The sequence below is a fragment of the Alcaligenes ammonioxydans genome, from assembly GCF_019343455.1.
Classification (GTDB): Bacteria; Pseudomonadota; Gammaproteobacteria; order Burkholderiales; family Burkholderiaceae_B; genus Alcaligenes; species Alcaligenes ammonioxydans.
On sequence record NZ_CP049362.1, the window covers coordinates 3,514,250 to 3,533,647 of the forward strand.

Genomic DNA, 19,398 nt, shown 5'->3' on the forward strand with positions numbered 1-19,398 from the left:
ACAATAAGCTAATTTCCTGCCTGCGTACAAGCCTCGCGTGTCCACCCCATGCGGATTCCGGTCCTTTTAAGGACTTTTACAGAGTCAGCGCTTGTACTCTAGAACCCGATTGTTCCCAATGCGCGGTGGTTTCATCAGTCGTATCCAGGCTGTTTTGCCGTGCACTCAACCGAGGAGAGACCCATGTCGACTACCCCCCCAACAATCACCTTCCATGATGATAACCGCGCCCCGCAACTGGGCCTGGGCGTCTGGCAGGTACCTGCCGAGCAAACGGCCGATGTGGTGTGCAGTGGCATCGAAGCGGGCTACCGCCTGATCGATACTGCCGCCATTTACGGCAACGAAGCCGAAGTCGGCCAAGGGATTCGCCAGTCCAAGGTGCCCCGCGAAGAGCTGTTTGTGACCACCAAGCTGTGGAATGACATGCATGGCCACGACAATACCCGTGCAGGCTTTGAGGAAAGCATGGACAAGCTGCAGCTCGATTATGTAGATCTGTACCTGATTCACTGGCCCGTGCCCAAAAACCGCCAGTACATCCAGACCTGGGAGACGCTGATCAATCTGCGCAACGAGGGCCGTGTGAAATCGATTGGGGTATGCAATTTTCTGCCGCAGCACCTGCAAACCCTGCTGGACAAGACCGGCGTTCTGCCCGTATTGAACCAGATCGAACTGCACCCCGGTTTCCAGCAGGCTGAATCGCGCCACTATCATGAAGATCATGCCATTCAGACTCAAGCCTGGAGCCCCCTGGGGCTGGGCACGCTGTGGGACAACCCGGTGCTGAACAAGATTGCCAAGCAGCATGGCCGTTCCGTGGCTCAAGTCATGCTGCGCTGGCAGATTCAACTGGGCAATATGGTGATTACCAAGTCCAACTCCCCCGAGCGTCAGCGCGCCAATATGGACATCTTCAGCTTCGAGCTAAGCGAACAGGATATGGCCGATATCGCCAGTCTGGACCGGCCCGATGGCCGTCTTGGCCCAGACCCGGAACTGTTTCGCCTGCCCAAAAGCACCGTCCAGGACTAAGCGCCAGGACGCACACGGCGCGCCGGTCCGGACAGAAAGGCAGCTAAAAGGGGCGCCAGGGCAAACAACCACAGCAAGGCCTGTGCCGACTGACGCGCGCCCTGCATGCCGCCAGGGTCCACAAACCCGGTTGCCGTGGTAATTATCCCTGCCAAGGCCGCCCCCAATGCCATCGTGTACAACTGCAAGGTGGTAATGGCGGCCGAGGCGATATTCTCCTGCCCCTTGGGGGCCGAATGAAAAACCCGCGTCAACAAGTGCGGCCAGGCCAGCCCAATCCCTACCCCCACGCCCAGCAAAGCCAGATACAGGGCCCAGGAATAGTCTGTCCCCTCACTCAAGCCCACCCATGGGATGAGGACTCCCAAAGCAGCCAGGGACAGGCCCGAGAGCACCGGCCCGACAATAATCAGTCTATCGCCGGTTTCCAGCCCACGGCTGGAGCTGGCAATCGACCCCAAGGTCCATCCCCCTGACATCAAGGCGGTCAGATAGCCCGCCTTCAGGGGACTCATGTGGTGAATGATCTGCAGGAAATACGGAATGAAGATTTCGGTCGCTACGGCCACGCTGACCAGACCAATACCGGCATAGAGACTGCCCAAAGCAGTACGAATCGAATAGGTGCCTTGGGGAAACAGACGACTGGTAGATTGACGGTCTGAGCGTGCCATCCCGTAAACCAAGGCAGCACCGCCCGCCACACCGGCCAGATTGATCACCCAGGAGGTGGACAAGCTGCCCGCCGACATTACCAGCACCGAAGCCGTCAACAACAATACCTTGCCCAGGGTCGAGCCTGATTGTCGTGATTCTGGAGCCCGCGCATCGCGCAGCTGTGTCCAGACCAGCACCGCCAGCAAGGCCGCACAGGGCAAGACACTCCAGAAGGCCAGACGCCACTGTCCCATCTGAGCAAAAACGCCGCCAATGGCCGGGCCCGACAGGGTAGCCACCCCCCACATGCTGGAGACCAGGGCCATGACACGCGGCCAGAGCCGCTCCTCAAACACCAGCCGGATGGAGGAATAGCTCAGACCCAGCAGCAAGCCGCCCCCTAAACCCTGAATCGTGCGGGCAAACAGCAAAAACAGCATGGAGGGCGCTGCCGCGCACAAGGTCGTGCCAATGGCAAAAAACAACAGCGACATCAGAAAGCTGTGTCGCAGGCCCCACTTCTCCAGAACCTGCGGTGACAGGGCCGAGCCCAGAATCGAGGCCACCACAAACAACGTGGTATTCCAGGCGTAGTACTCCAGCCCGCCAATATCCTCCACGACCGAAGGAAGAATGGTGGTGGCCACGTATACGTTAATGGCATGAACAGCCACCCCTCCGGCCAGGGCCAAGGAGCGCAAGCCATTGCGGCCCGACAGTAACTCAGACCAAGAAGCTTCCTGGGTATGTGTCATTTTTTCTTTATCCAAGCAAAAAAGCCGGCAGACATGCCGGCCCTCTCATCCACCAGTGCGCCAGTCCCCTCAAGTCACTGGCGCACCTGCTGGCGTATCACAACACGCTCTGGCCTGCCGCAGCGCTTATGCCTTTAGCAAGCCTCGCAAAACGTATTGCATGATACCCCCATGACGGTAGTAATGCGCTTCGCTGGGCGTATCGATTCGAACCAGCGCCTCGAACTCGATATCACCGGCCCGCACAGTGACTTTTTCCGGAATGCGGTCCTGGTTCAGCGCCGTGATGCCTTCAATATCAAACACCTCATCCCCGGTCAGACCCAGCGTGGCAGCATTTTGACCAGCCAGGAACTGCAAGGGCATCACCCCCATCCCCAACAGGTTACTGCGGTGAATGCGCTCGTAGGATTCGGCAATCACCGCACGCACGCCCAAAAGCACGGTGCCCTTGGCCGCCCAGTCACGAGAAGAACCCGAGCCGTATTCCTTGCCCGCCAGAATCACCAGCGGAACACCGGCATTGAGGTAATGACGCGAGGCATCGTAAATCGTGGCTACCGGCGCGCCGTCCTGCGTAAAGTCGCGCGTATAACCGCCTTCTGTGCCAGGTGCCAGTTGATTACGCAAACGCACATTGGCAAACGTGCCGCGAATCATGACCTCATGGTTGCCGCGACGAGAGCCATAGGAGTTGAAATCCTGGGGTTTGACACCGTGGTCCATCAGGTAAGTGGCAGCCGGCGACGTGCGGGCAATGGAACCGGCAGGGCTGATATGGTCTGTCGTCACCGAATCGCCCAGCTTGGCCAGTACGCGGGCCCCCCGTATGTCCGCCACAGGGCTGGGCTCACGCTTCAGGTCAATGAAATAAGGCGGTTTTCGCACGTAGGTGGAATCGTCCTGCCACTCGAAACGATCCCCTTTGGGCGTAGGCAGGGAGCGCCAGCGCTCATCACCGGCAAATACATCCGCGTAGCCGTCACGGTACATCTCGGAGGCAATGGCTTTGCCAATCACCTCCTGTACTTCCGCCGCGGAAGGCCAGATGTCTTTCAGATAGACGTCCTGACCATCGCTGCCCTGCCCCAACGGTTCGTGGTACAGGTCGATATCCATGGTGCCGGCCAGGGCATAAGCCACCACCAGCGGGGGCGACATCAGGTAGTTCATTTTCACTTCGGGGTGAATGCGCCCTTCGAAGTTACGATTGCCGGACAGCGTGGACACCACCGCCAGATCGTTCTGATTAATGGCCTGGCTGACTTCCGGAATCAAGGGACCGGAGTTACCGATACATGTGGTGCAACCGTAGCCAACCAGATCAAAGCCCAGCTTGTCCAGATAAGGGGTCAGACCTGCACGCTGGTAGTAATCCGTGACCACGCGCGATCCCGGAGCCAGACTGGTTTTCACCCAAGGCTTGCGGCTCAGGCCCTTTTCCACGGCCTTCTTGGCCAGCAGCCCCGCCGCCATCATGACGCTGGGGTTAGAGGTGTTGGTACATGAAGTAATCGCAGCAATAACGACCGAGCCATGATCCAGCGTGCATGGGCTGCCATCGGCCAGCGTGAACTCCACCGCCGCTTTCCGGGGTGCTGGCGGTTTATGCGAGGGCACGTCCGAGGCAGGAAAGCTCTCTTCGACGGCCTCGTCGTAGGTGGCGACATCATCGCCCAGCAAATCACGCACCGCAGTACGGAAGGCCGGTTTGGAGGACGACAGTGCGATACGGTCCTGGGGACGCTTAGGTCCGGCGATCGAGGGCACCACCGTGGACAGGTCCAGCTCCAGACGTTCGGAATAACGTGGCTCGTGCTCGGGGTCGTGCCACAGCCCCTGAGCCTGCGCATAGGCACGCACCAGCTCGATCTGCTCTTTGCTACGGCCGGTCAGCTCCATATAACGCAGTGTTTCCTCGTCAATCGGGAACATGGAGATGGTGGAGCCGTATTCGGGGCTCATATTGCCGATGGTGGCACGATTGGCCAAAGGCACGGCACTGACGCCTGGGCCATAGAACTCGACAAACTTGCCGACTACGCCGTGCTGGCGCAGCATGTCGGTGATGGTCAGCACCAGATCCGTGGCCGTTGTGCCTTCGGGCATTTGACCGGTCAGCTTAAAGCCCACGACACGCGGGATCAGCATGGAAATAGGCTGACCCAACATGGCCGCTTCAGCCTCAATCCCGCCTACCCCCCAGGCCACCACGCCCAAACCGTTCACCATGGGCGTGTGCGAGTCCGTACCGACACAGGTATCGGGATAGGCCAGCTGACGGCCTTGCTCGTCGCGTGTAAAGACCACACGGGCCAGATGCTCCAGGTTGACCTGATGCACAATCCCCGTACCGGGGGGAACGACCTTGAAATTGTTAAACGCGCTTTGGCCCCAGCGCAGAAACTGATAACGCTCCATATTGCGTTCGTACTCAATCTGCACGTTGCGTTCAAACGAGCTGGGCTTGCCAAAATCGTCCACGATCACCGAATGGTCAATCACCAGCTCTACTGGCGCCAGAGGATTGATTTTTTGCGGGTCGCCGCCCAGCGCCTGCATCGCTTCGCGCATGGCAGCCAAATCCACCACGGCAGGCACGCCCGTAAAATCCTGCAACACGACGCGAGCGGGGGTAAAAGCAATTTCGCGGTCAGGCTCGGCAGCCGGGTCCCAGGCCGCCAGGGCGCGAATGTCATCGGCCGTCACATCCCCACCATCTTCGGTGCGCAGCAAGTTTTCCAGCAGGATCTTCAAGCCATAAGGCAGACTGGCAACATCCAGACCATCTCCACGAACCGCATCCAACCGATAGTAGTCGTAGGACTGCCCGCCGACATCCAACTGGTGCAAAGCTTTAAAACTATCTACGCTTTTCATATCGGGATCTCCATGGAAAAGTGCCGGCCGATACCACCCAATTCACCCAGCCAGCAAAACACATCGGGTAATTGTCTATGGGTCTAGACCATTTCACATCTTACACGCTGGCGCCACCCCCTGCCCCGCGTGACGTCCCCCCTGTGGCCTTCCGACACACCTACACAAACCCGGAAACATTCTTTACGTATAATCATTTAGGTGCCTCCCGCCTGTCTTGTGCCCCCTTTCCTCCCTTTATTTCGAGCACTCGCCCTTCCTCATGTTTTTTGTTGATCTGCGCCGGCTGATTCTCTTGCTGGCTACTGCCAGCAGTCTGCTGACCATGGGCTACACCTTGTATGGGGCCTACTCAGCGGAACGTTCCTTGCTGATCGAGCAAGCTCTGGAAAAAAACCGCGCCTACGCGCTGAAACTGGCCAGCAGTACAGATGCATTTATCGCCAACCTGTTGCAGCAACTGAGCTATAGCGCTGGCGTGCTCGAGCGATCCAGGTATATCGACGAACAATTACTGATCGACGAAGTACAACGGCTGAAAGAACAAAACAACAGTTTTAACTCGGTGCTGATTCTCGATGCCGAGGGACGGGTCCTGGCCAATGCTCCTGAAAAGCTCAGCTTGTTGGGCACAACCTTGCGCGGCGAAGGCACTCAACTGGCCTTGAAAACGCGTAAACCCGTCGTTAGCCCGCCCTATCTGTCCGCAACGGGGCGCTTGCTGATTTTTCTGTCCCACCCTCTTTTTGACGCACAGGGCAACTACAAAGGTCTGGTGGGCGGCTCTATTTATCTGCACGAGCCCAATAGCCTCAATACCCTGCTAGGTGAACATTTTTACCGTGATGGCTCCTACATCTATGTGGTTGATCAACACAAACGCCTGATTTTCCACCGGGATGTCGCGCGTATTGGCGAAGTCATACACGGCAATCCGGCCATTGATGCCGTCAGCCAGGGCGAAAGTGACGCCTTGTCCTTGCGCAACATCAAGGGCGTGGACATGCTGGCCGGTTTCGCCCCCAGCAGCGATGTGAAATGGGGGGTGGTGGTACAAAGCCCCACAAAAGTCGTTCTGGACGAGTTGACCGTCTTGCTGGGAAAAGTATTGCGCAACTCCATTCCCTTTTTTCTGGCCGTACAGATTCTGATCTGGATGCTGGCCATGCTGATCGCCAAACCCCTGCGTCAGCTGGCCCGGCAGGCTCCACACCTGGATTCGGCCAATGCCAGCTCCCGTATTGCCCAGGTTCACGCCTGGTACTTTGAGTCCCGCCAGATCAAGCTGGCCATGCTACTGGGTTTGAAACGTGTCAACCGCAAGATGGGCGTCATGAATGTGGAACGCAATACCGACCCCCTGACCGGTCTGAACAACCGGCGCGGCATGACGACGGTGCTGCAGCAATGGAAGGAAATGGACACCCCCTTTTCCGTACTGACCGTGGATATTGACCACTTCAAACGGGTCAACGATACCTACGGCCACGATGTCGGCGATCTGGTATTGAGCTTTCTGGCCGACACCATGCGGGCCTGCACCCGCGACACGGATCTGATCTGCCGGGTCGGCGGTGAGGAGTTCTGTATTTTCCTGCCCGATCAGGATATCGATCAGGCGTTGCAACTGGCCGAGCGCTTGCGCATTCTGATCAGCGAGACTAGCAGTCCTGCGGGCTCGCCCATCACCATTTCAATCGGGCTGGCCCACTGGCCGATTCACGCCCGCGACCACAGTACCGTCCTGAAACTGGCGGACGAAGCCCTGTATAAAGCCAAGCGCAATGGTCGCAACCGCGTCGAGCTGTGCGATCCTGGCGTAGACGAAACAGACAAGCAGAGCGCTTAAAGACGGCGCAGCACCTTGATACGCACATCCAGCTGAACGGGCAGGCTCGTCAATTGACGCGCTTGTTCCCGCCCCTGGGCACTGGCTCGAAACAGGTGAGGTGTCATCAAAAGCAGGTCTGCAATCTGTTCCTGTGAGTCGAGCCGGATCTGGGCACGGACGCGTTCGGTGGTTTCCAGGCTAAAGCCGGTCGGGGGCACCAGATTCTCTTCCTTATCGGCTTTCAGCGTCGGATAAATAATGCGACGCAGCTCCAGCAGATGCTCCGGCCCGGCCTCAACCTGAACCCAGATGCCACCTGGCTTTAAAGCCCGCCAAAATTCCTCGGGCACGGCAAACCCAAACAGGCATAAGACCGCATCCAAGGCACCATCGGGCACTGGCAGTTGCGCATTGCTGCCCACCAGCCAACGGATGTCCGAGGAGCTGCGTGCCGCCGCCATAACGGCCCATTTGGAAATATCCAGACCAATCAGGGCCAACTGCCCATCTTGATCCTGCTGACGCAAGTAACGCGGGTAATAGCCTTCACCACAGCCCGCATCCAGACAGGCATAAGGAGCCTCCCCTTCCAGACCATCCATCAAGGCACGCCACACACCGGCGGCAATAGGTTCATACACCCCCGATTCCAGATAGCGACGGCGGGCCGCTACCATTTCCTTGCTATCGCCCGGATCGCGAGAACGCTTGTTCTGTACCGGCAGGAGATTGATATAGCCCTGACTGGCGATGTCAAAGCAATGACCCGAGGCGCAACGCCAGCTGGGTGATTCAAATGTGAGCGGCAAGCCATCCAAGGGACAGCACAGCTTCTCGAACAGGGGGGGGGAAAGTCGGACATGGATGAATCGCTCTACGGCCACCGTGGCCAAGGCGATAGTGTAGCGCCCCGGACAGTCTGTGCCGGGGCCGACAAGGCGTTTACGCTTGCGTGGCAAAGGCCAGCGCGTCGCGCAGCAAAGCCTCGATCAGGGGCTGGATCCGACCGGCCGCCTCTTCGTTGTAGGCAAAAGGCCATTGCTCTTGCATATAACAGCACTGCGCCATTTCCAGTTGGACCGCATGGATGTTCTGTTCAGGACGTCCGTAATGGCGAGTAATGTAGCCACCTTTGAAACGGCCATTCAACACGCTGCTGTAGTCCTGGTTGGCCAAGGCCGTTTTCATCAGACGTTCGCTCAAGGCAGGATCACAGCTCTGACCATTGGCGGTGCCAAAATTCAGATCGGGCAGGCGGCCTTCAAAAAAACGCGGCACTACCGAACGAATCGAGTGCGCATCCCATAGGACCACACGACCATGCAGCGCCAGCAGGCGGGTGAGCTCTTCTTCCAGTTTCTGGTGATAAGGCAACCAGATGGTTTCGCGCCGCTGGGCAACCTCTCGCTCGTCCGGCTCCTGGCCGGGCTGATAAATGGGCGCATCGTCAAACATGTCCACTGGACATAGGCCGGTGACACTTTGACCCGGATACAGGCTGCTATTGTCCGGCGGGCGGTTCTGGTCCACGACAAAGCGTGAATAGGTCGCTGCCAGAACCGAAGCCCCCAATGTGCGCGCGCATTCATAAAGGCGGGGAATATGCCAGTCCGTATCAGGCACCTGACGAGCCGATTCCGTGAAACGCGTCAGCAAATCCGAGGGCACGTAGGTGCCCGAATGCGGCATGGAGATCAGCAAGGGGACAGTGCCCGGGTAAAACTCAAAAGCAGCAGGAACAGTCATGACGGGCTCCGGTCGGTTTCAGCACACAATCAAGAGGGAATAGGATACAGATCACCCCGGCGGTGCTGCCAGGCCGGCAGTGATTCGCGCATGCGCTGCACACGAGCGGGGTCCAGATCGGCACAGATATAGCCAGGATGATCCGGCATGCAGGCCAGTACCGTCCCCCAAGGGTCAATAATCATACTGCGACCCAGACAGGGCAGGGCAGGACCAGGCCCCCCAATTTGGGCGGCGGCCAGCACATAGCATTGGTTCTCAATGGCACGGGCACGCAACAGCACTTCCCAATGGTCGCGGCCGGTATGCACATTAAAGGCAGCCGGCACCACCAGGACATTCGCGCCCCGGGCTCGCAAGGTACGAAAGAGCTCGGCAAAGCGCATGTCATAGCAAATGCTCAGACCCAGGTTCAGTTCCCCGACCTGCACATTCTGAACCTCCTCACCAGGACAAAAATCGTCGGACTCGCGGTATTCCAGGCCGTTGACCACCGCATCGTATAAATGCACTTTGCGATACTGAGCCACGATCTGTCCATCGGGCGAGAAAGTCACACTGGTATTGCCCAGGCGAGGATCGTCCGGACGGCGCTCATGCATGGAACCCAGATGAATCCAGGCACCGGTGCGCCGCGCCAGGCTGGCCATATGCTCGGTTACCAAGCCTGGGATAGGCGTGGCGTTTTGCTGCAGCCATGGCGTATCGCCGCGTACATCGCTGTACTCGGGGGTCACAATGAGTTTTGCCCCGTCCCTGGCGGCGGCCAGCACCCAATGTTCCAGCTGATCCAGATTGGTCTGGCGGTCGCGGCCACTATCTAGCTGAACCAGGGCCACACGTGTCGTAGACATACTTTTATCCTTTCAGCCCGGCTCAGTACTGCAAGGCGCGAGCAGTTTCCAAGGCCAGACGGGACAACACCCCCGCCCCCTGCCCCCCGTAAAGAGACGTGCTGGTGCGCCCGTCCGTAAAGCCATCGGCCATCACCGCCAGCACCACACTGCGCTCACCCATGGTCAAGATTCCGGCATCGTGGCGCAAGCCGGGCAAAGAGCCGGTCTTGTGAGCCAGTTGAGCGATGGAAGGCAAAATTGCCGCAAAATGTCCTCGTTCACGCTGGTCAGCCAGCATGTCCAGACCCTGCTGACGCAGGCTTTCCGGCAAGGCAGGCGAGCCAAGCAGGTAGAGCAAGGTCGAGCAGGCATCCTGGGCGGTAGTCCAGTTGTCTTTACCAGCCTCCCGCGCCTTCATGTCCATCATGTGACGCTGCAACTGGGTCTGCTGCAGGCCAGCCTGCGCGCACCAGGCGTTGATGTTAGCCATGCCCAGCAAGTCGATCAGCGCATTGGTGGCGACGTTGTCGCTCAAAATGATCATCAGCAGGGCCAGCTCACGCAAGCTCAGGCTGGTCACGCCAGGCAACTGGCTCAAAATACCGGTGCCTGGCGTACGGTCTCCCTCGGGCAAGGGATAGACCGTATCCAGCGACAATCTGCCCTGGGCAACCTGTTCCAGCAGACACAGCAGCATGGGCGTCTTGATCAAGCTGGCCGAGGGCATGACGCGCTGCGCATGCCACTCAAACAAGGAGGTACCGTCGGTCGCGTAGACCGCCATCGAAATGCGGGCGGCTTCCTGGGCCAGCACAGGCTCCAGTCTTTCTTGCAGACGCTCACGAACCCGTGGCGCATCCAACAACTCGCTTCCCAAGGCAAACATACACACTCTCCTTCCGCACTCAGACCAAAATCAGGAATAGACCGGCGAACATCAACAAGTTGACGATCATCACCGCCCAGCCGTTATACAACATGTATTTAAGCTGAGTGGAACGCGCCAGCCCCATCTGGCCGAACATATCCGAAGAAGGAAAGGGACCGAACCAGTCAATTTGCGAGCTACCCAGAATGACGGCGGCCGTTGCGGCAGGACCCACGCCTGCTGCTGCCAGGAGGGGGCCAAAAATCTTGGCGGTAAAGGTCATCTGTGCGACGGCGGCTCCCGGAATATGGCCCACCACGTTAAAGGCCACAATCAACATGCACAGTACCGCGCCACTGATGCCGACCAGATACGGTTGTACCGAATCGAGCAAGGCGTGATAGGCATTGAGCTGATCCACCAGCACCAGCACGGGATTGAACAGCCAGAACAAGAAGAAAATCCAGATCAGCTTGCCCGCCCCGGCATACATGGCCTGCAAAATCTCGCGTGGGTTCATGCCGCCGGCCAGACCGGTTGCCGCTCCCAGGGACACCATCACAATAATGGCGTATGCAAAGCCGGCCTTGGAGGCAATACCCACCGCCGCCAGACCCACAATCGTGATGCAGAAAGCCCAGGCTGCACGTACTGCTTTAGGCGACGCCTTGGCATTCACATCAAAAGCCGCCTGGCCTTGCGAGGCTTCTTCGTACTGGAACTGGTCTTTGGTGATTTTCTGGATGCGGCCGGACATGAACCAGCCCGTCAGCAAGGTTGCCGCCGCCATCGGCAGGCCGGCCACCAGCAAATAGTCGGTGTAGCTCAAACCGGTCAGACCCGTTACCGTCACCACATTAGGAGTGAATGGGCCCAGCACCAGACCTGCGGAGCCGGCGCTTTGGAACAAGGCAGCCACGGCGGGGGGAGACAGACGCACGGCCGCGGCAATCGGGATCACCACCGCAGCGATAATGGCGTTACCGCCCGCCAACGTGCCCAGAGCGCCACAGATCAGGGTGGACGCCACCATGATGCCCAAACGCACACGCACCGGATTGGACAAGCCGATACGCTTCACAATGGCTCGCACCAATTGCTCAGCGGCACCCGTACGGGCGGCGACCTCGCCAACCCCGGCGCCCAGCACAATAATCAAACCCACCACCGCAATGAACGAGCCCAGGGACTCGGCCAGCAGTTTACCCATCGCAATCGGCGTCGTGCTGGTCATGATGGCGCCCAAAACAATGGCTCCAATCGTGGCCAACACAATGTCCACACCCAGCAGGGCGATAAGCGCGAACACCACTACCGGCGTCAAGCCCCACAGGGAGCTTTCACCCGGCATGTAAAAATGGGTGTACAAGGCAATCGCCATGCCAATTAAAAACACCACCATGGCTGCATTGCGCTTGCCCGTTGGCATTGCTTGCTGAATGACACTCATGTCGTCTCCTTAACGATCCTTCCTGGCCGGCTTTTCATAAGTCCGGCCTTTGCATGTGATGCAATCACCCTGCCCTGGTTGACGGCCCCAGATCCGGGCAACTGGTTTCTTGTCCGATGCGCCGCTTAAACCGAAATAATCGGCGCATCCAGGCTTTGTGCCTGAGCGGCAAAGGCGCGTTTAAGCACCTGTCCGGGCCGCTGCTCCGGAGCGACAGGATGAACCTGTACACCATTGACAAACACAGTCTGCACACCTTGAGACGGTAAGGTGGGCTGCTCCCAGGTGGCGCAATCTTGCACCGTTTCGGGATTAAACACCACCAGATCCGCCCAGGCGCCGACTTGCAACACGCCGCGGTTTTCCAGCCCGAAAACCGAAGCAGGCAGGGCCGTCATTTTGGCGACCGCCTGCTCCAGGGACATCAGGCCATCTTCGCGTACGTACCGCCCTAAAATGCGCGTAAAACTGCCCCACAACCGAGGGTGGGGATGCGCATCCGCAGGCAATCCGTCCGAGCCCACCATGCAACATGGGTGGCTGAAAATACGCTGGACTTCTTTCTCGTCCATCGCAAAATAAATCGCGCCGGCCGGCAGCAAACGCCGTGCGGCAGTTTCACGGTCGCAGCCCCACTGTTCGGCAATCTCGGCCAGATACAGGCCATTGCATTCCGGGTGAGGCTCGGACCAGGTAATACGAATCTGGTCTATGGTGTGGGCGCGCTCAGGAATCAGGATCGTGGAGCTGCCCGAATAGGGGTAGATATCGAGGGTGGCCTGTACGCCATCGGCGCGCGCTCGATCAATATTGGCCAAGGTCTCACTACTGCGGCCCCAGTTGGCCGGCATCATGCACTTGTGATGCGACACCAGGGTGGCGCACTGCGTCTGGCGGCCTATCGCCAGCACTTCTTCTACCGACTCCTGCACCGTATCGCCTTCATTGCGAATATGACTGGTATGCAAGGAGCCCTGGGAAGCGGCAACACGGGCCAGGCCTTCCAGTTCGGCCGGTTCGGCCATGCAGCCAGGCTCATAGGCCAAGCCAGTACTAAAGCCCACCGCCCCATCCTGCAGAGCCTGGGCCAACAGGGCTTGCATGGCCTGCTGCTCATCGGCGTCAGGCTGAGCGAGCGGGTCCTGCATGACAGCCATGCGCAAATTCGCATGGCCGACCAAGGCTGCCACATTGATCATGGGCGTTAACTGGCGCACCGCCTGTGCATACTGCGCCATGTCCTTAAACAAGGGCGAGTCGCCCAGCAAGGCCAAGGCAGCCGCCGAATTGTCGGGCAAGGGAGCCGGAAAGGCGCTGACGCCACAATTGCCAACCACCACCGTCGTAATGCCCTGACTGGTTTTCCAGTCCAGAGCGGGCCGCTCGATGAACATCAAGTCATCATGACCGTGGGTGTCGATAAATCCGGGGGCCACCACATGGCCGCTGGCATCCACCACTTGATCGGCATGCCAGGCGCTCAAATCGCCCAGGGCCACAATACGCCCCGACCGAATACCCACATCACCGCGCCAGCGCGGGGTGGCCAAGCCATCAATAATCCAGCCATTGCTGATCTTGACGTCCAAGCTGCGGTCGTCTGTCTGCATTTACGTCTCCACTTACCCTCCCACAAAAAGGGGAGTTGACCGCATTATCCAAAGGTATTATTAATATGAAAAATTGTTTAAGTTAATTGATTAATCAGAAAATGAAATGGACAGACTTCCCAAGCACATCACGCTCAAGCACCTGAATGCCTTTGTCGCCGTCGCCCAGGAGGCCAGCTTCACCCACGCCGCCCGGCGACTTTTTCAAACCCAGTCCTCGGTCACGGGCCTGATTCAGCAGTTGGAAGTTGCCTTGAATACCACTCTGTTCAATCGCACCAGTCGGCGCGTATCCCTGACGCCTATTGGCCTGGAGTTCCTGCCGCGCATCACGCGATTGCTGGCGGACTTTGATGGGGCCATCAGTGATGTCATGCGTTACGGAGAATTGAAAAGCGGGCGGGTCAGTGTGGCGGCCGCCCCTTCGGCCATCACGGATCTGATTGCACCGGCTGCCGCTCATTTCTCGCAGCAGCACCCTGCGGTACGGCTGTATCTGCGTGATGACAACTCAGGCCGCATTCAGCGCCAGATCGTGGCAGGAGAAATCGACTTTGGTCTGACCAGTCCCTGGGCAGATGTCCAAGGGCTGGACAGTCAACCCCTGCTGGAAGATCAATTCGGCGTGCTCTATCGCAGCGACGACACGCAGATCAAACCCGATGCCAACAACACGGTCAGTTGGTCGGCGCTGGAGGAGCGCAAACTGGTCGGTGTGGTGGACGAAACAGGCATCATGGCAGTGCTGCAATCGCGACCGGATTTACCCATTGAGGCCTCAGCCCCTTTTTATGAAGCGTCCAGCACCACCTCACAAGCGGCGTTGGTACAAAGTGGTCTGGCCATTGCCCTGCTGCCGGCCCTGGCCGCTCAACGGGTTCTCATGCCCGGCCTGAGTTTTTCGCTGCTGCAAGCCCCCACACTGGTTCGCACCTTATGCCTGATGTTCCATCAGGAACATGATTTGACACCTGCAGCGGCCGCCTTGGTGGATGAGCTGCGGGCCTATGTGAAAAAAGCAGCATTACCGCCTGGATGCCGCGCTCTGTAAGCATATGCAAATATCATGGGAGGGGCGCGCGGCCTCGGTAACAATAAGGACCGCTAGTCGCGTGCGCAGGATGACGCGACCTGGCCCAGTCTGCTCGACCCTTTCCATGAATAGACGAACAGCAAAGCCGGACGTAGCACCGTTCAGGCTCGCCTGATCACCCTGCCTTCATGCCCGTGCTGCTTTCCGGGTGTTGATGGCCCACAAGGCGACCCAGCGCGTCATCGTCCTGCTCACCAGGAGAAGCACCATGACGCAGTCTTCCGCGACCTCCAGCAACGCCAAGCCGCTTCATCTTGACGACATCACCGTCGTAGACAACACCAAGCTCAAAAAGGCCGTGACTGCCGCTGCGCTGGGCAACGCCATGGAATGGTTTGATTTTGGTGTCTACGGCTTTGTGGCCGCCACCTTGGGTAAAGTCTTTTTCCCCGACGCCTCGCCCGCCGTGCAAACCATTGCGGCGCTGGGCACCTTTTCCGTGCCTTTTTTGGTGCGACCATTGGGCGGCGTATTCTTCGGGCTGATGGGGGACAAGTTCGGTCGTCAGAAGGTGCTGTCCCTGACCATCATCATTATGGCGATCAGCACCTTCCTGATAGGCCTGATTCCCTCCTACCTCGCGATTGGTATCTGGGCCCCCATCTTGCTGTTGCTGTGCAAACTGGCCCAGGGTTTTTCCGTGGGCGGCGAATACACCGGCGCCGCGGTCTTTGTGGCCGAATATGCACCTGACCGGCAACGCGGGTTTCTGGGAAGCTGGCTGGACTTTGGCTCCATTGCAGGCTTTGTGCTGGGCGCTGGTCTGGTGGTGTTGCTGCAAACATCCCTGAGCGAAGCCAGTTTTCAGGACTGGGGCTGGCGCATTCCCTTCCTGATAGCCGGCCCACTGGGCATTTTGGGCCTGTATCTGCGCCATGCGGCCGAAGAGACGCCAGCCTTTACCGAGCAACTGGAAAAGATGGAAAAAGAGGACCGTGCCGCCCTGCAAGAGCGCCCGACGATTTCCTTTGGCGAGATCTTCTCCAAATACCGTAAAGCCCTGCTGATCTGTATTGGCATGGTGCTGGTCACCAACATTACCTACTACATGTTGCTGACCTACATGCCGACCTATCTGTCCAGCAGTCTGGGCTATGCCGAAGAACACGGTGTCTTCATTATTGTGGTGGTGATGATCGGGATGCTGTTTGTGCAACCGGTGGTGGGCTTTGTCAGCGACAAGATCGGGCGCAAGCCCTTCTTGCTGGCCGGCAGTCTGGGACTGCTGATCTTTGCCATTCCCGCCTTCCACTTTATTGGCAGCGACAGCAATGTGCAGATCTTTCTGGGACTGCTGATTCTGGCCGTTTTACTGAACTGCCTGACCGGGGTCATGGCCTCTACCCTGCCCGCCCTGTTCCCGACCCGACTACGCTACAGTGCCCTGGCCGCCTCTTTCAATATTGCGATTATTGTGGCGGGCCTGACGCCAACCATCGCTGCGTGGCTGGTGGAGCAAAGCAATAACCTTCTGATCCCTGCCTATTACCTGATGTTTGCCAGTGTCATCGGTTTGATTACGGCCGTGTTCCTGCCTGAAACGGCTAACCGCCCCTTGCGCGGCGATACGCCGACCGCCTCCAACCCCAAGGAAGCCAAAGAACTGCTCCAACAAGCCTACGATCACATCGAGCAAAGCGTCCAGGAGGTGGAAGAAGCCATTGCCAAGGCCGAGGCCGAGTTGGAAAGCCTGAAACAGAAACGCCAAGGTCTGGTGGACCGCCACCCCGAGTTGGATTAAATCCTGTCCCTGCTGCCAAGCCCGTTGGCGCGGGCCGGGAAATCGGCAAACAGTTCTCACGCCGCGGCATCCCCGCTGAAAGCCTGCATCAAAAAACCCGATCCCGTTTCAAGGCGGGATCGGGCTTGTAACTTGCGCTCCAGGCCTTGGCGCGGCCCCGATTCAGGCGCCGCTGCAGACGCAACATCAAATCGTCAGGCCACCTGATACTTCTAAGGTCGTGCCATTGATAAAGCTGGCCTCGTCCGAAGCCAGGAACGCGTATACATTGGCCACTTCCTCCGGCTTGCCCATACGGCGCAGCCAGCAATGATCGCGAAAGCCTTGCAGCACTTTTTCAGGGATGGATTTCAAAATGTCCGTCTCGATGAAACCAGGGCAAACGGCATTGACGCGAATCCCTTTGGGGCCCAGTTCACGGGCCCAGGTCTTGGTAAACCCAATCACACCAAACTTGCTGGCCGCGTAATTGGTCTGACCATAATTGCCATACAGCCCCACCACACTGGACGCATTGAGGATAGCGCCGCTTTCCTGCTCCAGCATCACCGCGGCCACTGCCTGAGTGAAATTGAATACCGCTTTCAAATTGACATCAATGACATCGTCAAACTGCTGTTCCGTCATGCGCAGCAGCTTGGCGTCTTTGGTGATCCCAGCATTGTTCACCAATACATCGATACGGCCGAACCGATGCTTTACATCCGCCACCATCGCATCAATCTGAGCACGGTCGGTGACATCCACGGTATAGGCCACGACCGTCACGCCCGGGGCGTGTAAGGACTGTGCGGCCGACTCAAGGGCTTGGGCATCCCGGTCACACAAGACCACTACCGCGCCTTCCTGGGCAAACTTTCTGGCCGTTGCCAAACCTATACCGGCTGCCGATCCGGTTACAAGCGCCACCTTATCTTTCAATCGCATTCCAGCTACCTTTTAAAAATCGCTCCACGCTGTCATGCAAACCCAGGTTTTCACAGCATCCCCACAGACCATGGTCTATTTACCCGTTCACACCAGCACCTGGTTTTTTACTCCGTTCGTCCGCCTTCCGCCAGTCAAAATGAGCAAATTTTATCCATGTCTGCCTGCTCCTCGCGGGCGACCAAAACGAAAAAAATGCTGCCCATCAAACTGGGCAGAAGGGCAAACAAACGCTTACTTGCCAGAAGTAAACTTGCTGTGACTGTGGATCAGATTGCGATAGTCAGGAATATGGGCAGAGAACAAGGCACCCAGACCTTCCACATCGTTACGCCAATCGCGGTGTAGCTCGCAGGCCACCCCAAACCAGGTCATCAACTGCGCGCCAGCCGCCGACATGCGATCCCACGCTGCATGGCGGGTAATTTCATTGAATGTCCCCGAGGCGTCGGTTACCACAAACACATCAAACCCGGCTTCCAGGGCCGACAGGGCCGGAAATGCCACGCACACTTCCGTGACGACTCCCGCAATAATCAGCTGCTTCTTGCCGCTTGCCTCGATAGCCTTGACGAACTCGTCGTTATCCCAGGCGTTGATCTGACCAGGACGTGCGATGTAAGGCGCATCGGGAAAAATTTCTTTCAGTTCGGGAACCAAGGGGCCATTAGGGCCTTCTTCAAAGCTGGTAGTCAAAATCGTGGGCAGCTTGAAGTACTTGGCCAGATCAGCCAAAGCCAGCACATTGTTCTTGAACTTGTCCGGATCAATATCACGAACCAGAGACAGCAGCCCGGTTTGGTGATCGACCAGTAATACAGCGGCCTGGTCTTTATCAAGACGTTTGTAAGGCGTAGTCATCTCAGTTCTCCTTAAGAATGAGTAAGAAAGGGTGGGTGCCAATCCGGCACCCGGCACGGCTAAAGCGCTTCTGGGAAATCGCGCTGCAAAAACAAAGCGTTGAGCTGTTTCAACCCAGCCAGTGAGAGCGGACCGGGCCGCCCTCACCGACCAGCCTTAGGAAGTCGCGCCAGAAGGCATGGAGCCAAAGCGGCCATTGTTAAAATCGTCCATCGCCTGCAAGATTTCCTGCTGGCTATTCATGACAAACGGCCCATGACCCACGATGGACTCATCAATCGGTTGACCACTGATCAGCAAGACCACCGCATCGTTATTGGCTTCCACCATGAACTGGCTACCGGCGCGATCCAGCACTACCAATTGCCCTTCACGCACCACACTTTGCCCATTGACCAGCACCGTGCCGTGCAGAACCACCAAGGCGGCCGTCCAGCCTTGCGGACTTTCCAGCTCGACAATCCCCCCCTGATTCAGGCGCAAATCCCATACATTCATGGGGGTGAAGGTTCTGGCAGGGCCTGTAGCGCCGTCTTTTTCACCGGCAATAATGCGCACCTTGCCGGCAGCATCGGGCAGAGGCACGACAGGGATCTGCTTGTCAGTAATAGCCTGATAACCGGCAGGCGTGCCTTTGTCTTTGGCTGGCAGGTTGACCCACAACTGCACCATCTCCAAGGTGCCGCCCGAACGGGCAAAGGCATCAGAGTGGTACTCCTCGTGCAAGATGCCCGAACCCGCCGTCATCCACTGCACATCGCCCGGTCCGATCGTGCCCCCCTGGCCGGTGGAGTCGTGGTGCGACACTTCCCCCTTGTAGACGATGGTGACCGTTTCAAACCCCCGGTGCGGATGCTGACCTACACCGCGCTTGTGCTCGCTGGGCGCGAACTCGGCCGGGCCGGCATAGTCAAGCAACAGAAAAGGACTCAGCTGTTTTGCGTGCGTGTGGTACGAAAACAGGGAGCGAACGGGAAAGCCGTCGCCCACCCAATGGGGACGGGGCGCACTATAAATACCAAGAATGTTCTTCATGTCCATCTCCTTGTTTCAACATAGGAGACAGAATAAACTCGGAACGATGAAGTCAGTAGCCCCCTAAAAC

The 19,398-nt window shown here is 58.1% G+C and carries 15 protein-coding genes; 4 read left to right on the forward strand and 11 right to left on the reverse strand.

Translation table 11 applies throughout. From position 1 onward, the window contains the following. Positions 1 to 183: 183 nt before the first annotated feature. A complete protein-coding gene (locus FE795_RS16060; protein WP_003805669.1) occupies positions 184 to 1,038 on the forward strand; it encodes an aldo/keto reductase in 855 nt (284 codons plus the stop codon). Here the strand turns inward: FE795_RS16060 and FE795_RS16065 are convergent. Beyond that, positions 1,035 to 2,450, reverse strand: a complete 1,416-nt coding sequence (locus tag FE795_RS16065) for an MFS transporter (protein ID WP_003805667.1) — start codon at positions 2,448 to 2,450, stop codon at positions 1,035 to 1,037. The genes FE795_RS16060 and FE795_RS16065 overlap by 4 nt on opposite strands. A gap of 126 nt (positions 2,451 to 2,576) precedes the next feature. Beyond that, positions 2,577 to 5,330 carry an aconitate hydratase AcnA gene (gene acnA / locus FE795_RS16070; RefSeq protein WP_131071047.1) on the reverse strand — a complete coding sequence of 918 codons (2,754 nt, stop codon included), beginning with the start codon at positions 5,328 to 5,330 and terminating at the stop codon, positions 2,577 to 2,579. A gap of 262 nt (positions 5,331 to 5,592) precedes the next feature. On the opposite strand from acnA, the gene FE795_RS16075 reads away from it, so the two are divergent. Next, positions 5,593 to 7,179, forward strand: coding sequence for a sensor domain-containing diguanylate cyclase (locus FE795_RS16075; protein ID WP_165477533.1), 1,587 nt, complete (start codon positions 5,593 to 5,595; stop codon positions 7,177 to 7,179). Here FE795_RS16075 and FE795_RS16080 read toward each other — a convergent pair. From FE795_RS16080 to FE795_RS16105, 6 genes are all read right to left on the reverse strand, one after another. Further along, positions 7,176 to 8,120: a putative RNA methyltransferase gene (locus tag FE795_RS16080; RefSeq protein ID WP_230406226.1), complete on the reverse strand. Its 945-nt coding sequence runs from the start codon at positions 8,118 to 8,120 to the stop codon at positions 7,176 to 7,178. The two genes, FE795_RS16075 and FE795_RS16080, sit on opposite strands and share 4 nt — an antisense overlap. Further along, a complete protein-coding gene (gene hutG, locus FE795_RS16085; protein WP_059318122.1) occupies positions 8,104 to 8,907 on the reverse strand; it encodes an N-formylglutamate deformylase in 804 nt (267 codons plus the stop codon). Before hutG ends, FE795_RS16080 begins: the two co-directional genes overlap by 17 nt. Positions 8,908 to 8,936: 29 nt before the next feature. After that, entirely contained in the window at positions 8,937 to 9,761 is an 825-nt protein-coding gene (locus FE795_RS16090) for a carbon-nitrogen hydrolase family protein (protein ID WP_003805656.1), read from the reverse strand. A 22-nt stretch (positions 9,762 to 9,783) separates the two neighbouring features. Next, the gene (locus FE795_RS16095) at positions 9,784 to 10,629 is read right to left on the reverse strand and encodes a serine hydrolase (protein WP_003805654.1); all 846 of its coding nucleotides are present in this window, start codon (positions 10,627 to 10,629) and stop codon (positions 9,784 to 9,786) included. A gap of 19 nt (positions 10,630 to 10,648) precedes the next feature. Further along, positions 10,649 to 12,061, reverse strand: coding sequence for a hypothetical protein (locus FE795_RS16100; RefSeq protein ID WP_003805653.1), 1,413 nt, complete (start codon positions 12,059 to 12,061; stop codon positions 10,649 to 10,651). 125 nt (positions 12,062 to 12,186) lie between these two features. Then, positions 12,187 to 13,671: an N-acyl-D-amino-acid deacylase family protein gene (locus FE795_RS16105; RefSeq protein ID WP_131071049.1), complete on the reverse strand. Its 1,485-nt coding sequence runs from the start codon at positions 13,669 to 13,671 to the stop codon at positions 12,187 to 12,189. A 106-nt stretch (positions 13,672 to 13,777) separates the two neighbouring features. Between FE795_RS16105 and FE795_RS16110 the strand changes: the two genes are divergently transcribed. Both FE795_RS16110 and proP read left to right on the forward strand, forming a co-directional pair. After that, positions 13,778 to 14,722, forward strand: coding sequence for a LysR family transcriptional regulator (locus FE795_RS16110; RefSeq protein WP_059318119.1), 945 nt, complete (start codon positions 13,778 to 13,780; stop codon positions 14,720 to 14,722). Between the two features lie 250 nt (positions 14,723 to 14,972). After that, positions 14,973 to 16,505 carry a glycine betaine/L-proline transporter ProP gene (proP, locus tag FE795_RS16115; protein WP_003805648.1) on the forward strand — a complete coding sequence of 511 codons (1,533 nt, stop codon included), beginning with the start codon at positions 14,973 to 14,975 and terminating at the stop codon, positions 16,503 to 16,505. Between the two features lie 186 nt (positions 16,506 to 16,691). Here the strand turns inward: proP and fabG are convergent, their stop codons facing one another. From fabG to FE795_RS16130, 3 genes are all read right to left on the reverse strand, one after another. After that, on the reverse strand, positions 16,692 to 17,432 hold the full coding sequence (gene fabG / locus FE795_RS16120) for a 3-oxoacyl-ACP reductase FabG (protein WP_059318118.1): 741 nt from the start codon (positions 17,430 to 17,432) through the stop codon (positions 16,692 to 16,694). Positions 17,433 to 17,666: 234 nt separating this feature from the next. Continuing rightward, positions 17,667 to 18,293 (reverse strand): isochorismate family cysteine hydrolase YcaC, encoded by a 627-nt coding sequence (ycaC, locus tag FE795_RS16125; RefSeq protein ID WP_003805645.1) that lies wholly within the window; start codon positions 18,291 to 18,293, stop codon positions 17,667 to 17,669. 156 nt (positions 18,294 to 18,449) lie between these two features. Next, positions 18,450 to 19,328, reverse strand: a complete 879-nt coding sequence (locus FE795_RS16130) for a pirin family protein (protein ID WP_059318116.1) — start codon at positions 19,326 to 19,328, stop codon at positions 18,450 to 18,452. Between the last annotated feature and the right edge of the window lie 70 nt (positions 19,329 to 19,398).